This is a genomic window from Pseudomonas duriflava (assembly GCF_007830155.1).
GTDB classification, from domain to species: Bacteria; Pseudomonadota; Gammaproteobacteria; order Pseudomonadales; family Pseudomonadaceae; genus Chryseomonas; species Chryseomonas duriflava.
On sequence record NZ_VLKY01000010.1, the window covers coordinates 81614 to 103577 of the forward strand.

General features: G+C 54.4%; 17 protein-coding genes and 1 pseudogene. 13 read left to right on the forward strand and 5 right to left on the reverse strand.

The window, feature by feature from the left end; translation table 11 throughout:
* Positions 1–78 precede the first annotated feature (78 nt).
* Positions 79–732, reverse strand: a complete 654-nt coding sequence (locus IQ22_RS15155) for a response regulator (protein ID WP_145143466.1) — start codon at positions 730–732, stop codon at positions 79–81.
* Positions 733–742: 10 nt separating this feature from the next.
* Positions 743–2815 (reverse strand): sensor histidine kinase, encoded by a 2073-nt coding sequence (locus tag IQ22_RS15160; RefSeq protein WP_145143468.1) that lies wholly within the window; start codon positions 2813–2815, stop codon positions 743–745.
* Positions 2816–3260: 445 nt separating this feature from the next.
* Between IQ22_RS15160 and IQ22_RS23850 the strand changes: the two genes are divergently transcribed.
* The 7 genes from IQ22_RS23850 (at position 3261) to IQ22_RS15190 (ending at position 13640) form a co-directional block, all read left to right on the forward strand.
* Positions 3261–3392, forward strand: a complete 132-nt coding sequence (locus tag IQ22_RS23850; protein ID WP_280177094.1) for a hypothetical protein — start codon at positions 3261–3263, stop codon at positions 3390–3392.
* A 74-nt stretch (positions 3393–3466) separates the two neighbouring features.
* Positions 3467–4582 (forward strand): mechanosensitive ion channel family protein, encoded by a 1116-nt coding sequence (locus IQ22_RS15165; RefSeq protein ID WP_145143470.1) that lies wholly within the window; start codon positions 3467–3469, stop codon positions 4580–4582.
* A gap of 348 nt (positions 4583–4930) precedes the next feature.
* Entirely contained in the window at positions 4931–6502 is a 1572-nt protein-coding gene (gene glgA / locus IQ22_RS15170) for a glycogen synthase GlgA (RefSeq protein WP_145143472.1), read from the forward strand.
* Positions 6503–6626: 124 nt separating this feature from the next.
* Positions 6627–8426, forward strand: a complete 1800-nt coding sequence (gene treZ / locus IQ22_RS15175) for a malto-oligosyltrehalose trehalohydrolase (RefSeq protein ID WP_145143474.1) — start codon at positions 6627–6629, stop codon at positions 8424–8426.
* Positions 8426–10498, forward strand: a complete 2073-nt coding sequence (gene malQ, locus IQ22_RS15180) for a 4-alpha-glucanotransferase (RefSeq protein ID WP_145143476.1) — start codon at positions 8426–8428, stop codon at positions 10496–10498. The genes treZ and malQ overlap by 1 nt, the downstream gene beginning before the upstream one ends.
* The gene (gene treY, locus IQ22_RS15185) at positions 10495–13302 is read left to right on the forward strand and encodes a malto-oligosyltrehalose synthase (RefSeq protein ID WP_145143478.1); all 2808 of its coding nucleotides are present in this window, start codon (positions 10495–10497) and stop codon (positions 13300–13302) included. Before malQ ends, treY begins: the two co-directional genes overlap by 4 nt.
* On the forward strand, positions 13299–13640 hold the full coding sequence (locus tag IQ22_RS15190; protein WP_145143480.1) for a DUF2934 domain-containing protein: 342 nt from the start codon (positions 13299–13301) through the stop codon (positions 13638–13640). Before treY ends, IQ22_RS15190 begins: the two co-directional genes overlap by 4 nt.
* A 361-nt stretch (positions 13641–14001) precedes the next feature.
* On the opposite strand, the gene IQ22_RS15195 is transcribed toward IQ22_RS15190, so the two are convergent.
* Complete coding sequence (locus tag IQ22_RS15195) at positions 14002–14499, reverse strand: hypothetical protein (protein WP_145143482.1); 498 nt, start codon at positions 14497–14499, stop codon at positions 14002–14004.
* Positions 14500–15096: 597 nt separating this feature from the next.
* Here IQ22_RS15195 and IQ22_RS23195 point away from each other — a divergent pair.
* The 6 genes and pseudogenes from IQ22_RS23195 (at position 15097) to IQ22_RS15220 (ending at position 21156) form a co-directional block, all read left to right on the forward strand.
* On the forward strand, positions 15097–15264 hold the full coding sequence (locus tag IQ22_RS23195; RefSeq protein WP_158635437.1) for a hypothetical protein: 168 nt from the start codon (positions 15097–15099) through the stop codon (positions 15262–15264).
* Positions 15265–15464: 200 nt separating this feature from the next.
* Positions 15465–15593, forward strand: a pseudogene (locus IQ22_RS15200) (con-10 family general stress protein); the annotation flags it as partial.
* Positions 15594–15948: 355 nt separating this feature from the next.
* Entirely contained in the window at positions 15949–18144 is a 2196-nt protein-coding gene (gene glgX / locus IQ22_RS15205; protein ID WP_244309178.1) for a glycogen debranching protein GlgX, read from the forward strand.
* A complete protein-coding gene (locus tag IQ22_RS15210; protein ID WP_145143486.1) occupies positions 18141–18902 on the forward strand; it encodes an endonuclease/exonuclease/phosphatase family protein in 762 nt (253 codons plus the stop codon). The genes glgX and IQ22_RS15210 overlap by 4 nt, the downstream gene beginning before the upstream one ends.
* Complete coding sequence (gene clsB, locus IQ22_RS15215) at positions 18899–20143, forward strand: cardiolipin synthase ClsB (RefSeq protein WP_145143488.1); 1245 nt, start codon at positions 18899–18901, stop codon at positions 20141–20143. Before IQ22_RS15210 ends, clsB begins: the two co-directional genes overlap by 4 nt.
* Before the next feature lie 32 nt (positions 20144–20175).
* Entirely contained in the window at positions 20176–21156 is a 981-nt protein-coding gene (locus IQ22_RS15220; RefSeq protein ID WP_145143490.1) for a lysylphosphatidylglycerol synthase transmembrane domain-containing protein, read from the forward strand.
* A gap of 41 nt (positions 21157–21197) precedes the next feature.
* Here IQ22_RS15220 and IQ22_RS24115 read toward each other — a convergent pair whose 3' ends face one another.
* Complete coding sequence (locus IQ22_RS24115; protein WP_158635438.1) at positions 21198–21437, reverse strand: polysaccharide lyase family 7 protein; 240 nt, start codon at positions 21435–21437, stop codon at positions 21198–21200.
* The gene (locus IQ22_RS15230; RefSeq protein ID WP_158635439.1) at positions 21415–21933 is read right to left on the reverse strand and encodes a polysaccharide lyase family 7 protein; all 519 of its coding nucleotides are present in this window, start codon (positions 21931–21933) and stop codon (positions 21415–21417) included. Before IQ22_RS15230 ends, IQ22_RS24115 begins: the two co-directional genes overlap by 23 nt.
* Positions 21934–21964 lie beyond the last annotated feature (31 nt).

Consider the following 21964-nt stretch of genomic DNA (forward strand, 5'->3'; position numbering starts at 1 on the left):
GTCAGTGCCTCAGTGTGGATCATTGATCAAGCCGGAGGTATCGGGTAATCCCCTAGTACAAACCAACCTTTTAGCTCCTTAATCCTCAGGACTGATCAGGCCCTTACGTACGGCATACAGAACCAAGGATGGCACGTCATGAAGATTCAGGCGGTCCATGATCTGGGAGCGATGCGTATCGATAGTCTTGACGCTCAGTCCAAGTCCCTGGGCGATATCGCGGGTCGAGCAGCCCCGCGCAATGAGCCGAAGGATTTCCGTCTGGCGCGGGGTCAGTGTGGGCTCGCTGCTATTCTCTCGAGGTCGGCCCTCAACGATGGCAGACTGAATGACCGTCTGGGCGATACCAGGGCTTAGATACGACTCGTTCCGGGCCAGCGCCTGAAGCGCCAGGTCCAGTTCCTGTGCTGCAGCATCTTTAAGAAGATAGCCACGCGCTCCTAGCCTGAGTGCTGCCAATACATAATCAGGCGTGGCATGCATGGACAGGATCAGAATCTGTACATCGGGATACTGGGCTCGCCATTGTCTCAGCGCATCAAGCCCACTCATTTGCTTCATGCTGATGTCCAGCAGCAAAATATCAGGCTTGGCCTGGCTTAGAATGGACTCGACATCTGTACCGTCACCGCCTTCGGCCACGACCTCATAACCAGGCTGATCTTGAACAAGCGCCCGGAGCCCCGCTCGGATCAAAGCGTGGTCATCGACCAGCGCAACGCGTTTAACCACAGCTCATTCCTCATTTCAAAGGAGCCTGAACGGCCGGTAACCTCACGGAAATCCGTGTTCCCACTCCTTTCAGACTGGATATCTTCACTTCGCCGCCCAACGAGGCCACTCGCTCATGCATGCTGGTCAATCCCAGGCTTTTGGCTCCCTGGATAGCTTCATTTACGTCAAAGCCTCGACCATCATCGAGAATTTCGAGCTTCAATCCTTCCGCGTCTCGTTTCAGCGAAATCCGAACAGTATCGGCCTGCGCATGGCGGGCCACATTGGCAATGGCCTCCTGAACGATCCTGAAGGCGGCAACGGCCTTTTCCGGCGACGTTTCGCTGACCGGCCCGGCAACCTGTAACTCCCATTTCGTCTGGGTAGCCTCCAGGAAATGCGCCAGATGCCAGCGTACCGCTGCCTCAAGGCCAAGATTCTCCAACTGCAATGGATGCAACGAGAGCGATAAACTGCGTACCTTGCTCAAGGCCTCATCAACACTATGCGCTATGGTTTGGGCCATTTCCTTCAAGGAGGGTTCAGGGTCGAGCTTCTTGATCAGACGTTGCAGGTGCAGTTTAAGCCCGGTTAGCTGTTGGCCTACATCATCATGCAGATCACGAGCCAGTTGGCGACGCTCGACTTCCTGCACTTCGATGAGCCGCTGGGAAAGTTGTTGCAAACGGCTATTTGCGTCCTCTAAAGCACGACGCATTTGCTGAGCCTGGCTGACATCACGAACAATCAGCTGAATATCTCGCTGGCCTTTGTCTTCCAGCACAATTTCGGCAACCTCTGCCTCGAACTCGCTGCCATCCAGCCGTAACAGCTTCAAATAGCGAAAGGGTTGCTCATTGATCAGGCCTTTTTTCAAGGCACTGAGGCGGTCGATCTCACGGGCCCGAAATTCCGGATGGATGCACTGGGAAAAATCCGCCTCTTCCAATGATAGCTTTATTGAGCCACCAAACATGTCAAAGGCCGCCGCATTGGCATAATGTATGGCGCCTTTGCGAACGATCAAAACGCCTTCCGGCAAACGGCTGACCATATATTCGTAGCGCTTCTGCTGCTCGGCCAGACGGTGCTCGACCGCCTTCAGCTCGGTGATATCGATGTATGTACCCAGCAAGATTCGAGCGCCACCGCTGGGCTCGCGCGTAATGGTCGCCCGCTCGTAAATGTAGCGAATCTCTCCTTGAGGCCTGACTACTCGATACTCCAAGGTCATATGGCCTGTCCGGGCAATATCCTGATGCGCCATGTTGACCCGCTTTCGGTCATCCGGATGAACCGCTGAAAGAAAACAAGCCATGTCCAGCTGAAGCATCGCTCCATCGATTCCAAGAATCGAATAGATTTCCTGGGACCATGTCATGCGCAACGTTACAGGATCCTGCTCCCAATAACCCATCATGGCTATTTGCTGAGCCAGTTCGATGACACCTAAGCTGTGCGCCAGCTTTCGTTCCATCTCGAAATGCGCACTGACGTCGTGGGCCATGAGCAGTCCGTATGGCTGCCCCTTGAAAAGCCCCTCATTACCCAATACGTCCATGGTCATGACCCGCTGGTCATGACTGACATGCTTACGGATACCGGACAGCGCACTGGAGTTAATTTCTTGAACAGAAGCACCTTGCAGGATGTTTTCCCGCTCAGCCGGCGTGTAAAGGTCCAGAATCGACAAGTTCGCAAAGTCTTTCGAGGTATAGCCATAGGTAGCCACAGCCGCCTCGTTGGCTTTAAGAATCATCAAACTTCTCTTGTCGTAAAGCCACATGGGTGCCGGGTGCACCTCGAAAAGCGCTCGGTAACCACCTTCGGCCTCACTGATAAGACTCTGGGTTCGGATAGCTCCTTCTGCAAGCCGCCGCGTGAAAATCCACATACAAACGACTGTGAACCCGCCGGTAAAAAAGCCACGTGCAGAGTAAGTCCAGCTAGGCAACTCCCAGGTATGAATAACTGCATCCGTACTTAGTATCCATATCACCACGAAGCAGGAATAAGCCAAGGCAAACTTCCAGGGAGCCACCTGCAGCATTCGACGCGAAGCCGTAAGGCTTGAAGCAATATCAGAGGCACGCGGGATCATCAGGGTCCTTCAATCAGCAGGCAAAACGTAATGCTGGTTATAGCGAAGCGCCTATTTATTCTTTTAGCACTATTTTGGAGGGCGACTTGGTGAGTAAAGTTTTCTTAACCTGAAACACTTGAGGCATTAGTACGCTAGAGGCCTATCGCCAAGTTAACGGCCAACCTGCTCCTTGCTTGAGAGAACCCGGGTAAAAATGCCTTCTACACCTATGCTCTGACTTGTCTACTTTATTAAATGTCGGTTCAAGGGGATAAATATGCTTTCTTTCAATAGGGCTGGTATTACTTAATTGCTTGATAGCATTTCACCACTATACCGCCTGCCGCCTCGCCTATCCGATGCACCCTGTTCGAGGAACCTTGCTTGAGTCTTTCAGTCCGTAACTAAGCACGTTGCAATTTTGATGTTGTCCGTGATCCCTATAGCCTAAAGGTGCGATGCCATGATGATTATCGATGTCACCCGGAGCTATGCACGCCGCGTATCGGCTCTGACCGAACTCCAGAAGATAAAAGCCGCTAACGATGCTGATGCCGGTGAGCCCATGACACCGGAAGATCCCAAGCGCTCCTGAGGTCGGGTGCGTATGACAAAAGCCGCCAAAGCGGCTTTTTCATTGAAAGAGGATTACGTTCCTAAGGATTTGGCATGCCCTCCATAGACCGCCTTATTGAGTCACCCTGGTTGGCGACTCTCCTGGCCGCCTGTGTCTCCGTTCTTATCAGCTTGCTGGCCGTCACGGTCATTACCAAAGTACTCAAACGCCTTTCCCGTTCGCTGATTTTCACCAGCACTCTGGTGCGTTATGCCGAACGTCCGGCAAGCCTGCTGATTCCGATGATAGCTCTACAAGGCGTACTGGGATCGGCTCCCGATACACTGCTGCTTATCGATGGCATTCGCCACATTACGGCCTTGATCACCCTGGCCGCTTTCACCTGGTTAGGCTTACGCTGTGTAAAAGCCATTGGCGCGACCATTACCCTACGCCACCCCGTCGATGTTGAAGACAATCTGCGAGCACGCCGTATCCTGACGCAGACACGCGTCATGGTAAGAAGCCTCAGCTTTGTTGTTTTCCTGATCGGGTTGGCGTCCATGCTCATGACATTCCCGTCGGTGCGCCAGATCGGAGCCAGTCTGCTTGCCTCGGCCGGGGTTGCCGGTATCGTGGCGGGTATTGCAGCCCGCCCTGTGCTAGGCAACCTTATCGCCGGTCTGCAAATCGCCGTTACTCAGCCCATTCGCATTGACGATGTCGTGATTGTCGAAAATGAATGGGGCCGCGTAGAAGAGATTACCGGGACCTATGTTGTGGTCAGGATTTGGGATGACCGCCGCCTCGTAGTGCCGTTGCAATACTTCATTGAGAAGCCCTTTCAGAATTGGACACGTACGGCTTCAAGCTTGATCGGTTCGGTATTCGTCTGGGTGGACTATTCCGTCCCTATGGAGCCTTTACGCGCTGAAGTGGAGCATTTGTGCAAGGAAGTGCCCCATTTGTGGGATGGACGCGTATGTGTGCTTCAAGTCACGGATACCTCTGAAAAAGCCATGCAACTACGGGTACTGGCCAGCTCATCAGACTCGTCGAAAAATTGGGACCTGCGTTGCCATATACGTGAGCGGCTCATCGCATTCATCAACCGTGAGTATCCAGAGTGCCTGCCACAACTGCGTGCGGAGATTGGCACTCAAGTTGAGAGGCCTTCCGCACCATCCGACGAAATGCATACTGCCCCAGCCAGACAGCCTGAGATCTGATTTTGCGCTTATAAAGCAGGAACTTGTCGCGTAATTGTCATCATCATCGGCAAAGCTGAACAAGCCAATCCAAGCCGCAACCTATTTTTCGGCACGGATCTAGCACATTTTCATTTTGAGTTCACTTACAGGTGAAACTTCAGCTTGCAGGTACAGGTCATCTTTATACGACTGGACATCTTGGCGTCTCCTAACCGCCTCTTGTCCAGTCCCTTACAGGGGGACGTTGCCAGGGGGCTGTAAGAGCAGCATGGCTGTGAACGTTTTTGATCCTGATCAGGAAGTCATCTTTAAAAGATGCGTTCATGGGGTAGACCTCAGTCATTACTGCTTATTAGGGAGCGCATCATGGCGAATGCCATAGTGGGAAAACTAGAATCGCTAGAACCGGCGAATGTTGAGGTTCAAACTGTTAACCGTTTGCGTACCGTTGCTGATGAGCCTCAACTCAAACTGAGCTCAGTGGTAGAAACCCGCAAGCGCGTGTTGTTCGTTACTCCGGAAATTACCGATTTTGTCAAAGCGGGTGGCCTGGGTGAAGTGTCTGCTGCCCTGCCCCGCGCATTGTCATCCCTGCATGATGTACGTGTCCTGATTCCAGGTTATCGCCAGGTCATGGATGCCATTGTCGACGACATGCAGATTGTTGGTCGCGTGCCTGCACATGCCGCTATGCCAGCTTGTGATATTGCCCGTGTCGACCAAGAAGACGGCCTGGTGATTTATGTATTAGTTTGCCCCGAACTTTACGAACGTCCCGGTACGCCTTACAGCGATACTCACGGTCTTGACTGGGCTGACAACCACATTCGCTTTGGCCGTCTGGCCTCGGCTGCTGCCGAGATGGCTGCGGGTACATCGTCTATTCGGTGGTGTCCTGATTTACTGCACCTGAACGATTGGCAGACTGGCCTCGCTGCAGGTTATCTACGCTGGCGTGGGCTCAAGACACCGTCTGTAATGACTATTCACAATCTGGCCTATCAGGGTGTCTTTCCACGGCGCTGCATGACGGACCTGGGTATTCCAGAATCGGCCTTTTCTATCGACGGGCTTGAGTACTACGGCAAGATTTCGTTCCTTAAAGCCGGTCTCGTCTACTCTAACCACATTACTACGGTCAGCCAGACTTACGCGCGTGAAATCACTACGCCTGAATTTGGTTGCGGTCTTGATGGCTTGCTTCGCCTCAAGGCCGAGCACGCTCAACTGTCCGGCATTCTCAACGGTATCGATGAGGGTTGGGACCCGTGCAACGACCCTCACCTGTACCAGAGCTTCTCGCCGTACGACTGGTCAGGCAAGCAGGCCAATGCTGATCGCGTCCGCGCCGACTTCGGCCTGGCCGCGTCGTCCGGCCCTCTGTTTGCAGTAGTCTCCCGTCTGGTACACCAGAAAGGCATCGATCTAACCATCGAGGCGGCCGACCAGATCATTCACCAAGGCGGTCAGTTGGTCATTATTGGTTGCGGCGAGCCTGCTGTTGAGCGGGCAGTGAGCAACCTTTCGCAGCGTTACCCTGGTCAGGTGGGCGTGCATATCGGTTTTTGCGAAACCGAAGCCCGCCGGATGTTTGCCGGAAGCGATTTTCTATTGATGCCTTCTCGCTTCGAACCCTGCGGACTGAGTCAGATGTATGCACAGCGCTTCGCCTCGCTGCCCATTGCTCGCCGTACAGGTGGCCTGGCGGACAGTATTGAAGATGGCGTAACCGGTTTTCTATTCGATGAGCACACGCTTGAGAGCTACCAACGGTCTATCAAACGCGCCTTCGAAGTTTTTGCTCGCAAGGATCTGCTCCAGGCCATGCGCCGCCGTGCAATGAATGGTCCATTCTACTGGTCTCAAAGCGCTCAGCCCTACGATGAGCTCTACCAGTCGCTGCTTGGCAAAGTTCGTCAAGAACAAGCAGCTATCTGATTCAACTTTAGCGCCTTTCCTCTGGTCATAGAAGGAACCTCCCGTCGTCGTGACGGGAGAGCGCTCGAACTATCGAACCCGCACCCACGTGCCCCACCTGCCCCTCCGGCTGAGGACAGTACGCATGAGTGATTTGTCACGCCCACTCGATAAGCCTAATCGTTATGCCTGGCCCTGCACTGCCGGCGCCACGCTTCTATCTGACAATCGCACCCGGTTCTGCTTCTGGGCGCCCAATGCACAAGACGTGAACATCGTCATGGATGGCGGGATGATCATTCCAATGCAGTCGCTGGAAGGCGGCTGGTTTAGTGCCGAAGCCGCGTGTGGCGTCGGGACACGTTACCGTTATCAAATCGGCGACCTGCTAGTACCGGACCCCGCTTCCCGCGCCCAGGCAGGCGATGTGCATGAAGCCAGTATCGTGATCGACCCACGGGCATACGAATGGCGTCATACCGAGTGGAAGGGTCGTCCCTGGCATGAAAGCGTAATCTACGAAGTGCATGTCGGCACGCTGGGCGGATTCAACGGCGTGGCCGATATCATTCCTAAACTGGCAGGCCTCGGTGTAACTGCCATTGAACTGATGCCGCTCAGTGAGTTTCCGGGCGGGCGCAACTGGGGCTATGACGGCGTGCTGCCTTACGCCGTCGAGGCGTCCTACGGAACGCCTGAAGACCTGAAGGCCATGATCGATGTAGCCCATGAGCACGGGTTGATGGTGTTTCTCGATGTGGTCTATAACCACTTCGGGCCGGATGGCAATTACCTGCATGCCTATGCCGAAAAATTCTTCCGTGAAGACATTCATACCCCTTGGGGCGCTGCCATCGATTTTCGTCAGGAAGCCGTACGCAGCTACTTCAAGGACAATGCACTGATGTGGTTGATGGAGTACCGCTTCGATGGCCTGCGCTTCGATGCGGTACATGCCATTGGCGACAAGGGCTTCCTGATCGAAATGGCGGATGAGATCCGCTCTACAGTCGAGCCAGGTCGTCACGTTCACTTGGTGCTGGAAAACGAAGACAACACCGCTTCCCTACTCGGTGGCGTACATTACGACGGTCAATGGGCCGATGACTGGCATAACGTCATACACCCGATGCTGACCGGTGAGAATGAAGGCTACTATCAGGACTTTACCGAAGATGCAACCAACAAGCTGGTGCGTTGCCTGAGTGAAGGCTTTATCTACCAGGGCGAGGCATCACGGCATGGCAAGGCCCGCGGCGAGCCCAGCGGTCACCTGCAGCCAACAGCCTTCGTAATCTTTTTGCAGAATCACGATCAGGTAGGCAACCGGGCCCTGGGCGAGCGGTTGGCTGTACTGGCTCCCGAACAGGCGCTGCGAGCCGCAACAACTCTGCTCCTGCTTAGTCCCATGATCCCACTGCTTTTCATTGGTGAAGAATGGGCCAGCCGCCAGCCGTTCCTGTTCTTTACCAGTCACAACGAAGAACTGGCCAAACTGGTGCGCGACGGCCGCCGCAATGAATTCAAAGACTTCGAATTCTTCACACATGAAGAAAACCGGGAAAAGATTCCCGATCCCAATGCCCTGAGGACATTCGAAGATTCAAAACCCAACTTCGGTGAGGCCGACCAGCCTGATCATGCGCTGTGGATCGGGCTGTACAAGCATTTGCTTGAACTTCGCCATAAGGAAATCATCCCTCGTTTGCCCGGTGCGAAACCAGCCAAGGCTGAGGCCCTGGGCACACATGCAGTTACAGCGACCTGGTCCCTGGGAGATGGCGCACACCTTACGATCGAGATCAACCTGAGCGAAACCGCCGTCCCGGTAGCCAGCAAGAAGCCCGGCCGCCTGCTGTTTTCCAGCGCTGACAGCAGTGTATCCGTACGCGACCAGGGTCAACTGGCGGCCCATACCGCTATGGTCTGGCTGGAGGAAGCCTAATGAGCGAATCAAACGCGCTACATAAACTGGCTGAAAAGGCAGGCATCTCTATCGACTGGACCTCTTTCGACGGCAAATCTCAGCATGTCTCGGACGAGTCGCTGCAACATCTCCTGTCAGCCTTGGGCCTTCCGGCCAAGACGGAAGACAATATTCGCCAAAGCATGGCAAAGCTCGACGAGCTGGAAGACAGCGAACACTTGCCTCCGCTCATCACAGGCGATTGCAGTGCCCCCATCGGCACGACAGGCCAATTCAAAACCGGTCAGTCCTACACGCTCACCCTGGAAAGCGGCGAAACCGTTTCAGGCAAGGTTGATAGTAACGGTCAGTTGGCCCCGGTCGAATCCATGGGGTATCACACGCTCACACTGGGCGACCAGAGTCTGACCCTGGCCATTGCGCCACAGCACTGCTTTACGGTGGCAGATGCCTTGGCCAAAGCCAAACCACGCGCCTGGGGGCTGGCGGCACAGGTGTACAGCCTGCGGCGCCAGGGTGACGGCGGGATCGGTGATCTAAAGGCACTTGAAGAATTTGTTCGCTCCGCTGCCCGCCACGGTGCTGATGCCGTGGCTATCAGCCCTCTGCATGCCATGTTCAGCGCCGACGGAAACCGCCACAGCCCTTATTCGCCTTCAAGCCGGATGTTCCTGAATATTCTCAACGCAGCTCCTTCGGCACTATTAGGCGAAAAGGCCGTCCAGCATGCCCTCCAGCGGACCGGGCTTGAGCAGGAATGGGCTCGCCTTGAGCAATTGGACCTGATCGATTGGCCAGCACTGGTCAAGACACGCCTGCGCCTTTACCGCGCCCTGCATATGGACTTCCGCTGTAAAGGCGGCAACTTATGGGAAGACTTTCAAGCCTTCCGTAAGAAAGGTGGAGAAGCACTGGAAAACCACTGCCGCTTCGAAGCGCTGCATGCCTCGTTTACTCATGGTGACTCAGCGCCCAGCTGGCAGCATTGGCCTGAAGAGTATCGTGAGCCCTCCAACCCTGCGGTTGCACAATTTGCCGAGAGTCATGCTCAGGATGTGGAATTTTATGCCTTCACTCAGTGGTTAGCAGCTCGTGGCCTGGAGAACGCGCAGAAGGCAGCTAAAGAAGCCGGCATGCATATTGGCTTGATCGCTGATATTGCAGTTGGTGCTGACGGTGGCGGTAGCCAGGCCTGGAGCCGTCAGGAAGAACTCCTGTCATCGGTAAGCGTAGGTGCACCGCCTGATCTGCTCAACCAACGCGGCCAGGGCTGGGGTATTTCGGCTTTCTCTCCTGCCGGGCTCAAGCGCAACGGCTTTCGTGCCTTCATTGAAATGCTGCAGGCTAATTTTGCCTATGCCGGCGGTGTGCGTATCGACCACGTGATGGGTCTGCAACGCCTGTGGTTGGTACCTGAAGGGGCTTCACCAGAGGAAGGTGCTTACCTCTCCTATCCCATCGAAGACATGCTGCGGCTTGTCGCGCTCGAATCCTGGCGCAACGAGTGCATTGTCATGGGCGAAGATCTGGGCACTGTGCCTGAGGGCTTCCGTGAGCGGCTGACCGACAAGGCCATCATGGGAATGCAGGTCCTGATGTTCGAGCGTGACGAAGATCAGAACTTCAAACCTGCCGAAGAATGGCTGTCCACCTCTATGGCCACCACCACCACACATGATCTCCCAACGATGAAAGGCTGGTGGATCGGCCGCGATATCGAATGGCAGGCCCGCCTGGAACAGCTGGCCGAAGACACGACCGAAGAAAAGGAAAAACAGCAACGTGCTCAAGATCGTCAGCGCCTGGCTAAAACCCTAGGGCTGCAAAGCGCTGACCTGGATGCCGTAGAGGATGCTGTAGATGGCTGCATTCGGCATATCGGCAAAAGCCCGGCCACGCTAACCATTCTGCCCGTCGAAGATGCCCTTGGCCTTGAGGAACAGGCCAACCTGCCCGGCACGATTGATAGCCATCCGAACTGGCGCCGTCGCTGGCCGGACACTGCCAGCACCTTACTGGATAACGAAACCCCGACTCGTCGCCTCAAGCTGTTGGTGACGGCCCGTCATGATGCGGAGAGCAACACATGAGTCAATTGCGCGCCACGGTCCGCCTTCAGTTTCATAAGGACTTTACCTTCGACGATGCTCTTCCCCTGGTCGACTATTACGCCGACCTGGGGATCAGCCACTTCTATGCATCACCTGTCACCACTGCCCGCGCCGGTTCTGTGCATGGTTACGATGTGGTCGACCCCACCCGGGTCAACCCGGAATTGGGCGGAGAAGAGGCGCTACGGCGGCTGGTAGCACGCTTGCACGAGCGCGGCATGGGGCTAATTGTGGACTTTGTTCCCAATCACATGAGTGTGGGTGGCTCTGAAAATTTCTGGTGGCTCGACGTACTCAAGTGGGGCCGGCACAGCCCCTATGCACGGTTCTACGACATCAACTGGCATAGCCCTGACCCTGAACTGCAAGGCCAGTTACTGTTACCGTTCCTAGGCAGCGCCTATGGTGACATTCTTCAGGCGGGCGAGCTCAAACTGGTATTCGACGAAAAAGACGGGTTTCGCGTCGAATACTATGCTCACCATTTCCCTATTTCGCCGCCCACGTATGCCGATATCCTGCGCCAGGGTGATCAACCCGAGCTGCGCCTGTTTGCCGATGCCTTCGAGGCTCGTGAAGATGACCGTGAAGGAGCCGAAGAGGCTTTGCGTCAGCTGGCGGACAGCTTGAAGCAAAATCCAGCCACACGCGCTGCGCTGGATAAATGCCTGGAGGCGTTCGACGCCACCGATGCGGCCAATCACGAACGCTTGCATGCCCTACTCGAGCGTCAGCATTACCGTCTGGCGAGCTGGCGTACTGCCTCGGATGACATTAACTGGCGCCGCTTCTTTGATATCACGGAATTAGGCGGGCTTCGCATGGAGCGGCCGGAAGTGTTCGAGGCCATGCACGAGATGACCTTCCGACTGATCCGCGAAGGGCTGGTCGATGGTCTGCGCCTTGATCATATTGACGGACTTGCTAACCCACGCAGTTATTGCCGCAAGCTGCGCCGCCAGATCGACGACATTTGTGCCAGCCGCCCAGGTGGAGCACCGGAAGGCGGATTCCCGATCTATGTCGAGAAGATCCTGGCCGAAGGTGAACACTTGCGCGAAGACTGGGGGATCGATGGCACCACCGGTTACGAATTCATGAATGAAGTCTCCAGCGTCATGCATGATCCTACTGGTGAAAAGCCCCTAACTGAGTTCTGGGCGGAGCGGACAGGTCGACCGGCCGACTTCATGGAAGAAGTTCGCGAGGCGCGGCGTCTGGTGGTTACAACTGCCCTGGCCAGTGAGTTCGAGTCTACTGCGCATACCTTGCACGTTGTGGCCCAACAGGATTGGCGCACGCGCGATACCAGCCTGGGCGCTATTCGTCGCGTCCTGCTCGAACTGATCGTGCACTTCCCGGTTTACCGCACCTATGTCAGTGCCGCTGGCTTTACTGGCGAAGATGAGAAGTTCTTCCAGAAGGCTGTTGAAGGCGCTCGCCCTAACCTGTCCGAAGCGGAGCTCCCCGTGCTCGATCTGCTTCATCAGTGGTTAGGCGGCAAGGCGCCCTGCCGTCAGTCGGCAGGTAGTCTGGCCCGTCGTGAGCAGCGCCGGGCCATCACAAAATTCCAGCAACTGACTTCTCCTGTTGCTGCCAAGGCGGTGGAAGATACCGCCTGCTATCGCTCCGGCGCCCTGCTGTCGCGTAACGACGTAGGCTTCGATCCGCAAAACTTCAGCCAAACGCCAGAGGAGTTTCATGAGACCAGTCAGTGGCGCTCAGAGCATTTTCCTCGCAACATGCTGACCACGGCGACCCACGACCACAAGCGTGGTGAAGACACCCGCGCCCGCCTCGCCGTGCTTTCAGAAATGGCTACAGACTATATCGAAGCCGCCTCCCACTGGATGAAACTGGCAGCCCCTTTGCGTGGCACCTATGCCGATAAGCCAGCACCTACCCCAGGCGATGAGCTGATGCTCTATCAAACGCTACTGGCCAGCTGGCCGCTAAACCTGCGTGCCGATGATGCTGAAGGTCTTAAGGCTTACCTGGAACGGCTATTGCCCTGGCAGGAAAAGGCGCTGCGTGAAGAAAAGCTTGAATCGGATTGGTGGACCCCTAATGCCGATTACGAAACCGCCTGCCGCCGTTTCCTTGAGGGGTTGCTTACCGGCGAGCAAGGCACCGCCTTACGTCACTCCCTGGTCGAGATGGTCGAGCGTATCGCACCGGCCGGTGCGCTTAATGGCTTGGTACAGGCCTTACTGCGCATGACCGCACCTGGCGTCCCTGACTTATATCAGGGCTGTGATTTCTGGGACTTCAGCCTGGTAGAGCCGGACAACCGTCGTGCCGTCAATTATCCGCCCCGCATCGCGGCGTTAAAGGAAAGCAAGGCGCCGGCTGAATTGCTCAAGGAGTGGAAAGACGGGCGCGTCAAACAGCGTGTGATTGCACTTACCCTGGCCGTACGGCAGGCGCATCCAGAGCTTTTCACCCAAGGTAGCTATACCCCTCTTACAGTTGTAGGTGCACAGGCAGAGCATGTGCTTGCCTTTGCTCGCGAGCACCAGGGCAAAGCAGCCATCCTTGTCGTTCCGTTGCGGTCATGGCCTTTCTTGAATAACGCTTCTATACCTTTCTTCGAGGCAACTGCATGGCAGGACACTCGAATTAAAGTGCCTGATTACTTGGCAGGTCGCTCTTTTACGGAAACTTTCAGCCATTCATCTGTCCATGTGAAACAGAGTGAACTTAAAGTAAGCGAGCTTCTAGCAAATTTCCCTCTTGGTTTATTGATTACACAAGACCTGGCCCAAGGAGAGACACAACAATGACCCAACGCACTGAACGCATTCAGCAGCTCGCCTATCAGATATGGGAGTCTGAAGGGCGGCCGTCTCATCAGGAGCATCGCCATTGGGAAATGGCTACCAAACTTTATGAAGCGGAGCAACAGCCGGGTGCTGCGCCAGCCGAAACTCCCGTAGCCGCGCCGAAGAAAACGCGGGCCACCAAGCCGAAGGCCGCTACCCTGGCCGAGCAGGCAGTGGAAAAGGTCAAGGAAGCGGTCAAGCCCAAAAGTGCCAAGTCCAAGGTTGAAAAGCCGCCTGTTGAAAAACTAGCGACCGAAAAGAAGCCTCGTGCCAGCCGGGCTAAGACGCCCAAAGTATAAGGTATCACTGCCTGACTCTACCCCTTCCGTTCAAGCGGAAGGGGTAATCAATACTGCCCCAGTAAAACCAGACGCCTCGTTAATCGAGACAGCCCGTCGTCTCCTGTTCTGGTTAAGCAGAACTCATCTTTGCATCAGATGTTATTACGTGTGCTCAGTAGAGTCCTACTGACCTCAGCCCCCAAAGAGCCATTCGCCTTTTTATAAAAACGCCTAAGCGGGTTTGATTTGGTGCGCTTGATGTTTCTATTGACGAATGAGTGCTGACCACATATCCAGGGCTGGCTTTTGGCAGGGTGCAAAGTGGCTTACAACCCTGCTACGTACTGATGATATTCCCAGCCGTTTCGGCGACTTTCTTTTACTGGTTCAACTGATCGATTTGTGCTTGAGCCCAAGCGCGAGGCCATTGGACATAACGCTGTTTAGCTTCGACCTCTTTCCACAGCTCACGCGCAGCTCTATTCATGTCTTGGCAACCATTGGAACCGCAGGCCTCCATGGCGTTGGTCATGCTGTCATAGCGTTTTTCGCCGTCATTGCTACGCCAGTCTTCAGGCGGACAAGGTGGCATAACGGGCTTAAACCATGCCTGAGGCTCTGCTGGTGCATGCATCATAAAATGGCTAAGAAGAACCTTGTCCAAGGGGGACGAGAAAGGTTGAACATAGGCCTCTTCAGCTAGCTCAGTCATGTCGATGCCGTTCCAAACCAGGCGATCAGGTGCAACGAACTTGCAAGCAAACGCGCCTGGTTTGTCACGGAAGGTAAGGAGATACAGAGCATCAGGCTCCATTTTCATAAGTACCTTTTCGCCATTTGGTTGGTTCACAGACTTCTGATATTCCTGTTCGGACACAGTGGTACTCCTTTAGGTAGTCAAAATTTTTCGCTTGTGTTTTGAGGCTGCTGCCTATTAGCCACCCTCCTCGATAGCCAGAGTATCAGCGCCAGCGATGCCCTGCCTGTGGCTTTACAGTCGGGTACATTTCGGCGTTTGGTTATTCCTTTTTAGCGGCACCGAAAACGGTACGTGTTGTACTGATAGACGTTGAAAGGCCATGCCTATCGAGCCACTGTGAGGGATATTCCCTGTCTCAGTTCTAGACAGAACCGCCTGAGCAAAGCTACAACGCTAATGCGGTCTCGCCACTTGCGAGAAATCTGGCAGGCTGCTTGCCAAGCTCGCCCATGCTTTGGCAAATCACGCTGCCTCTAAAGGTACGCCTGATCATTAAGCCGCCTATGATTTTGCTCAGAGTAAATACGAAAGCGTGAAAGAAATTTTTCAGACAGCGCGTGGGCTTATATTCTACTCACCTACCCGTTTTTGACCTTTCATCTATCTGCTTCAGGGAGACGATGAAAGGCCGGAACTTGCCTTCTTGCCTACTATCAATTTCAGCACTCTGCACATTTGCGCCGAGTGCGTTTTATTCATATGAGAATTGATGCCATGGCCCATCGTCCCGAAGTACCACAACCCGACCCTATCGTGAGCGATAACCCGGCTGACATGCCAGCTGCGCAAGAGTATGAGCCTCGTGACCTGGACGGCTGGTTGACCTCGGAGCCTAATGGTTTTCAACCTACGCCCAATCCTCATACAGCTGATTTCTCATAGGGCTCAAAGCCCTATGTTTACACGGGCTACAGCGCATCTCGCCACTCGTCAGCCATCGAGCCCGCGAGAGCATTTCAGGGGAACCGCAACCCCAGGTGGTTATCCCATACAAGGCAGGTTAACAATTGAATTGGTTAGTCAATTGTTTTGTTTTAAACCAACATGAGGGTTACTGCATGACTGCCAAGAAAAACAATCCAGGTAACTTTGCCAATGACCGCGAAAGAGCGGCTGAAGCCGGTCGTAAAGGTGGTCGAAACAGTGGCGGCAATTTTGCCAATGATCGAGAGCGCGCCGCTGAAGCCGGTCGCAAGGGCGGTTCCAAGTAATAGCGTGTACAGCACCTTCGCGTGATACAGACCTTATTTCAATTCGAAGCGGGAAAAGGCCTAGGCGCTTTTTCCCGCTTTTTATTGGCGCCCTCATTCTCTCCTGAACGCTTCAACCATGAACTATTAGCTGCTTGTTCACAGGTATCAGTGTTCACGCGCTTCGCTGAATACCGCCTGCCGTACCGAATGCACAGGAACTGCCAGGTGGAAAACCTTTCTATATCTCCAGATGTAAGAGTTTGGCATGCGCTCCAGCGACCCTGGTGGGCCGTTCGCGCGATACGAATTAACAGTCTTGGTAAAGGTCACGGCCTTGCTGAGATGAATGACCTCATCACTTAGAGTCGACCACATGAGCTCAGAACAGCCTAGCGAAAACGAAAAGCAAGCGGGTACGGCTTTTGTCAATCGAACCACCTCTCGCTTGAGGGAAGGATTACCCTACCCCTTGGGTGCTACTTGGGATGGCGTGGGCGTTAATTTCGCCTTGTTTTCTGCCCATGCCACCAAGGTCGAACTGTGCCTGTTCGATCAAGAGACGTATGAAGAAATTGAGCGTATCGAGCTTCCTGAATACACTAACGAGATCTGGCACGGTTACCTGCCTGATGCACGTCCCGGTACGCTTTACGGTTATCGTGTCCACGGGCCCTACGAACCGGAAGCCGGCCATCGTTTCAATCCAAACAAGCTTTTGATCGATCCTTACGCCAAGCAGATCGTGGGTGAGCTGCAATGGAATGATGCTCTTTTCGGCTACACCATCGGCCATCCCGATGGCGATCTTTCGTTCGATGAACGTGATAGCGCTCCGTACATGCCGCGCTGCCGTGTGATCGACCCGGCCTTTACCTGGGCCAACGCCGAGAATCCCAAGATTCCATGGGACCGCACGGTTTTCTACGAAACGCATGTTCGCGGTTATACGATGCAGCATCCCGCCGTACCGGAAAATGCGCGCGGTACGTTTTCAGCGTTTCACGAGAGCGAGGTAACGGATTACATTCGATCGCTGGGTGTTACATCGGTCGAGCTTATGCCCATCCACTATTTCCTGGATGACAACCATCTCCTGGAAAAAGGGCTACGCAATTTCTGGGGCTATAACACCCTGGCGTTTTTTGCTCCCCATGCTCGCTATATGGCCAGCCAATCGATTGGTGAGTTCAAGATCATGGTGGCGCGCCTGCATAAAGCAGGACTCGAAGTCATTCTTGATGTGGTTTACAACCATACGGCCGAAGGCAACGAGATGGGCCCAACCCTCTCGCTTAAAGGCATCGACAACGCCAGTTACTATCGCCTGATGCCGGATAACCCACGCTACTACATCAACGACACCGGAACCGGCAACACACTGAACATGAGCCACCCTTGCGTCCTGCAAATGGTGACCGATTCGCTGCGCTATTGGGCGACAGAAATGCGGGTGGACGGCTTCCGCTTCGACCTTGCCACTATCCTTGCTCGTGAGCCCCATGGCTTCGACGAGGGCGGCGGCTTCCTCGATGCATGCCGTCAGGATCCTATTCTTAACCAGCTCAAACTTGTGGCCGAACCCTGGGATTGTGGTCCTGGCGGCTATCAGGTCGGTAATTTCCCCCCAGGCTGGATGGAATGGAACGACAAGTTCCGCGATACCGCGCGTTCTTTCTGGAAAGGTGATGATGACAAGCTGGGCGATTTCGCCAAAATCATTTTGGGCTCCGGCGATCAGTTCAATCATCGTGGTCGCAAGCCTGCATCGTCAGTCAATTTCATTACGGCGCATGACGGCTTCACACTTAACGATGTGGTGTCCTATAACGACAAGCACAACGAAGCCAATGGCGAAGGCAACAGTGACGGTCATTCCAACAACCTGTCCTGGAACTGCGGTGTAGAAGGCGAAACCGACGATCCGGAAATCCTCGACTTGCGCCATCGTCAGATGCGCAACCTGTTGGCTACCCTGTTCTTCTCTCAAGGCACGCCCATGCTCCTGGCTGGCGACGAATTTGCCCGTACTCAAGGCGGCAATAACAATGCCTACTGCCAGGACAGCGAAATCGGCTGGGTCAATTGGAACATTGATGAGCGTGGCGCTGAACTGCAGGACTTCACCCGCCAGTTGATTGAAATACGCCAGCGCTATCCCCTGTTGCGCCGTAGCCGCTTCTTTACCGGGGTCTATAACGAAGAACTGGGTGTGAAGGATGTGACCTGGATAACGCCTAACGGCGAAGAAATGGGCACGGAACAATGGGAGGACGGCACCAATCGCTGCATGGGTATTCTACTCGACGGACGTGCGCAGCCCACCGGCATTCGCCGTGCCGGGTCTGAGACTTCACTGCTCATGATCGTTAATGCCCACTTCGATGTAGTCGACTTTACCCTGCCGGAAGTACCGCAGGGAGAACATTGGGTATTGCAAGTGGATACCAACCAGCCGGATCTCGACAATAACGACACCTTTGCCTTTGGAGATGTTTATCAGGTAACCGGTCGGTCGTTCCTGTTGTTCGAACTGACCAAGCAGACCAAGCGGAGGAAGCGCACAGCATGACAGCAGGCGTACACGGCTTCTCGTTCAAGATCCTGACGATCAATACGCACAAAGGCTTCACGGCGCTTAACCGAAAGTTCATCCTGCCGGAGCTGCGTGATGCAGTACGCACAGTGTCGGCGGATCTTGTGTTTCTTCAGGAAGTCTTGGGTACTCACGAGAAGCATCCGTTGCGCTATGAAAATTGGCCAGCGGCGCCGCAGTATGAGTTTTTGGCCGATTCCATGTGGACCGATTTCGCCTACGGGCGAAATGCGGTCTACCCGGACGGTCATCATGGCAACGCGGTGTTATCAAAATTCCCTATCGTGACCTATCAGAACCTGGATGTATCAATCACCGGGCCGGAAAAGCGTGGTCTGCTGCATTGCGTACTACGCGTTCCGGATCATGATGTCGATATCCATGCTATTTGCGTCCATCTTGGGTTGCGTGAAAATCATCGATTGCAGCAGTTAAAACTGATGTGCAAGTTGATTGAAAGCCTTCCTGACGATGCACCGCTCGTAGTGGCTGGCGATTTCAATGACTGGCGTCAGCGCGCCAGTGACGTACTCAAGAACGGGGCAGGTCTGGAAGAAGCTTTCTTGAATGCGCATGGTCAGCACGCCAAGACCTTTCCGGCGCGTATGCCTATGTTGCGTCTTGATCGGATCTATACCCGTAACGTGACGGTTCGCGAGCCGACTGTCCTCTCCAATCAGCCATGGTCTCACTTATCCGACCATGCACCACTGGCAGTGGAGCTTTGTGTATGAGTATGGAGTGGAGAGACGGCAATCGGATCCAGCTGCTTGAAAACGGTGAAGAATATTTTCCTCGGGTATTCGAAGCCATCTCCCAGGCGAAACGCGAAGTTCTGCTTGAGACCTTTATTCTCTTTGAGGACAAGGTAGGCAATGAGCTTCACCGAGTGCTCATCGAGGCGGCTAAACGAGGTGTCCAGGTTGAGGTCACGGTAGATGGTTACGGCTCGGCCGAACTCACCAAGGAGTTTCTCGATCAACTGGTGCTAGCGGGTGTGCGTTTTCGTTTTTACGATCCTCGCCCTTTATTCATGGGGCGCCGTACCAATCTATTTCGGCGCTTGCACCGAAAGATCGTTGTTATCGATGCACAGATCGCCTTTGTTGGCGGCATCAATTTTTCTGCCGATCACTTGGGCGATTTTGGGCCAACAGCCAAGCAGGATTATGCGGTAGAGGTTGAAGGCCCTATCGTAGCGGACATTCATCGTTTCACCCTCGAAGCGCTGGGGCATAGTGAGGAACCGCGGCGCTGGTGGGGACGGCGGCGTCAAGCACCGGCTCTCAATCGATTCCCTGGAAACGCTCAAGCCCTGTTTGTTTATCGGGACAATGAAGGGCATCGAACAGACATCGAACAGCATTACCTGGAGATGATTCGTACCGCACAACGTGAAATCATCATCGCTAATGCCTACTTCTTTCCGGGTTATCGCCTATTACGTGAACTGCGCGATGCAGCACGTCGCAAGGTGCGAGTCGTGTTGATCGTCCAGGGCGAGCCCGACATGCCGATCGTCAAGGTCGGCGCTCGTATGCTGTACAACTATCTTGTCCCCGAGGGGGTTGAAGTATACGAGTATTGCCGACGCCCTCTACACGGCAAGGTGGCCTTGATGGATGACCACTGGGCTACCGTAGGCTCTAGCAACCTTGATCCTTTAAGCCTTTCGCTCAACCTTGAATCGAACCTAATCATTCATGACCGCGCCTTTAATCAGGTCTTGCGTGAACGGCTCGAACAACTCATGGCGCAGCATTGTCAGCATGTGGACATGAGCAAAGTGCCGCGTAAAACCATGTGGCACTTGGCCAAAACCATGCTGGTCTTTCACTTCCTCAGGCACTTCCCAGCGCTGGCGGGATGGTTACCGGCACATACACCGAGGATTGCCTTGGTAGAACCCCCCGCTCAATCGCATCTGGGAACCCATGATGTAGCGGATTCGGAACGCGTGAGGTCCCACCCATGAGTGCCACGGCTAGACATTCGCAGGAAGCCTCCATGAATTCACACGCCTCCTCGAAGCGAAACGTATGGCCTATCGTCAAAAAAGTATTGACCTACGCCTTTTTCATTGCGGTTACCGTACTCCTGGTGATGTATGCACGCCAAGTAGACTGGGCCCAAGTGTTCCGCTCGATCCGCCAGTATGGATGGCTTACGATGGGCATGGCCATGGGCTTGGTCATTGTCAGCTACATCATGTACGGCTTTTACGACCTGATCGGGCGGGCCTATTGCCAGCATAAACTTGGCAAGCGGCAAGTCATGCTTGTCTCGTTTATCTGTTATGCCTTTACGCTCACCCTCAGCACCTGGGTTGGCGGGATCGGCATGCGGTATCGTCTGTACTCGCGGTTGGGTCTGGAGAACAGCACGATTACCAAAATCTTCAGCCTGAGCCTTGCCACTAACTGGCTGGGCTACATTCTGTTAGCTGGCCTGATTTTCACGGCTGGGTTGGTTCATATTCCTCCGCACTGGTTCATTGGCAACATGACGCTGCGCCTGATCGGTGCCGGTCTGCTGATTTTTATTGCGGTCTATTTGCTGTTCTGCACGTTTTCCAAGCGACGCTCATGGACTGTCAAGGGTCAGAATCTGAACCTGCCCTCCTTGCGTATGGCTTGTATCCAGCTGGCTGTCTCGTCAGTTAACTGGATGGCCATGGGTGCCATTATTTACATCCTGCTAGGCCAGAAGATCGATTATGTCTTTGTCCTTGGGGTTCTGTTAATCAGCAGCTTTGCAGGGATCATCACTCACATCCCGGCCGGTATCGGTGTACTGGAAGCCGTATTTGTCGCGTTTCTTGGGCATGAACTTGATCATTATTTCATTATTGCCGCCTTGCTGGCCTATCGCGCCATCTACTTCATCGCCCCATTGTTACTGGCCATCGTGGTTTATTTCTGGCTGGAAAGCCGAGCCAAGAAACTACGCCATAGCAACCAACGGAAGATGTCTGAGAAGACTGGCTGAAGAAGACCTGAAGTCCCCTTACAGGGGACTTTTTTATGCGCTTATCGATTGTTGGGCTGGTGCATAGTAATCAGGCGGGAGAACGTTACTTTACCCCCCTCCGTAGCGGGCCCCGTTGTATCTTCTACATAAGCGCCTGCCTTGAAGTACAGGTTATGTGTAGCCCATCGAGGATTGAGCTGGACCGACAGCTCGCCATTGCCTCTCGCCGGGGTATACACCCGAGCGCTCAACACTCCCGCACGATTCAGCCTGAGCTCATAACTGAACGTTCCATTCAAAGGAATGTTCCGTAATGTTCCGTAATAAAATCTGTGCGGGTGCTTTTTGAGTATCGGGCTTCGTTCGAATTAAGGCCTCAAGCTGCCCGGTAACAGGCGCGGCGTGGTGTTCTTCTTTGATCACACGGTAGCGCAGCCTGATGACGGCTTTGTCCTGTTGATGTTGACTATCGCCAGCACTGCGGATCTGTCCAATAATTACCTTCCCATTCGAAGGAATCTGGCTGACTTTGAGATCAGCCTGCATCAGGCTAACAGAGTCTCCGTATTTCCAGGTGTACTCACTACCGTCAGGACGGGTCTCTCGTAATTCACTGCCTGGATAGGCTCTTCCCGCGGCAACGCTACCCGTTACCGGCGTCCAGAAGGTAATGCTGCCATCGGCAGAGCGGTAAAAGTAATCGCTGCGATACTGCTGGTTAAGCACACTCGTCTCGATGACGACCGGCTCAGCAGGCGTGGGAATCGTAAGGTTCCATTCCGCCAGATCAACCATACGCATCTCCTTGAACGACAAAACGGCGCCG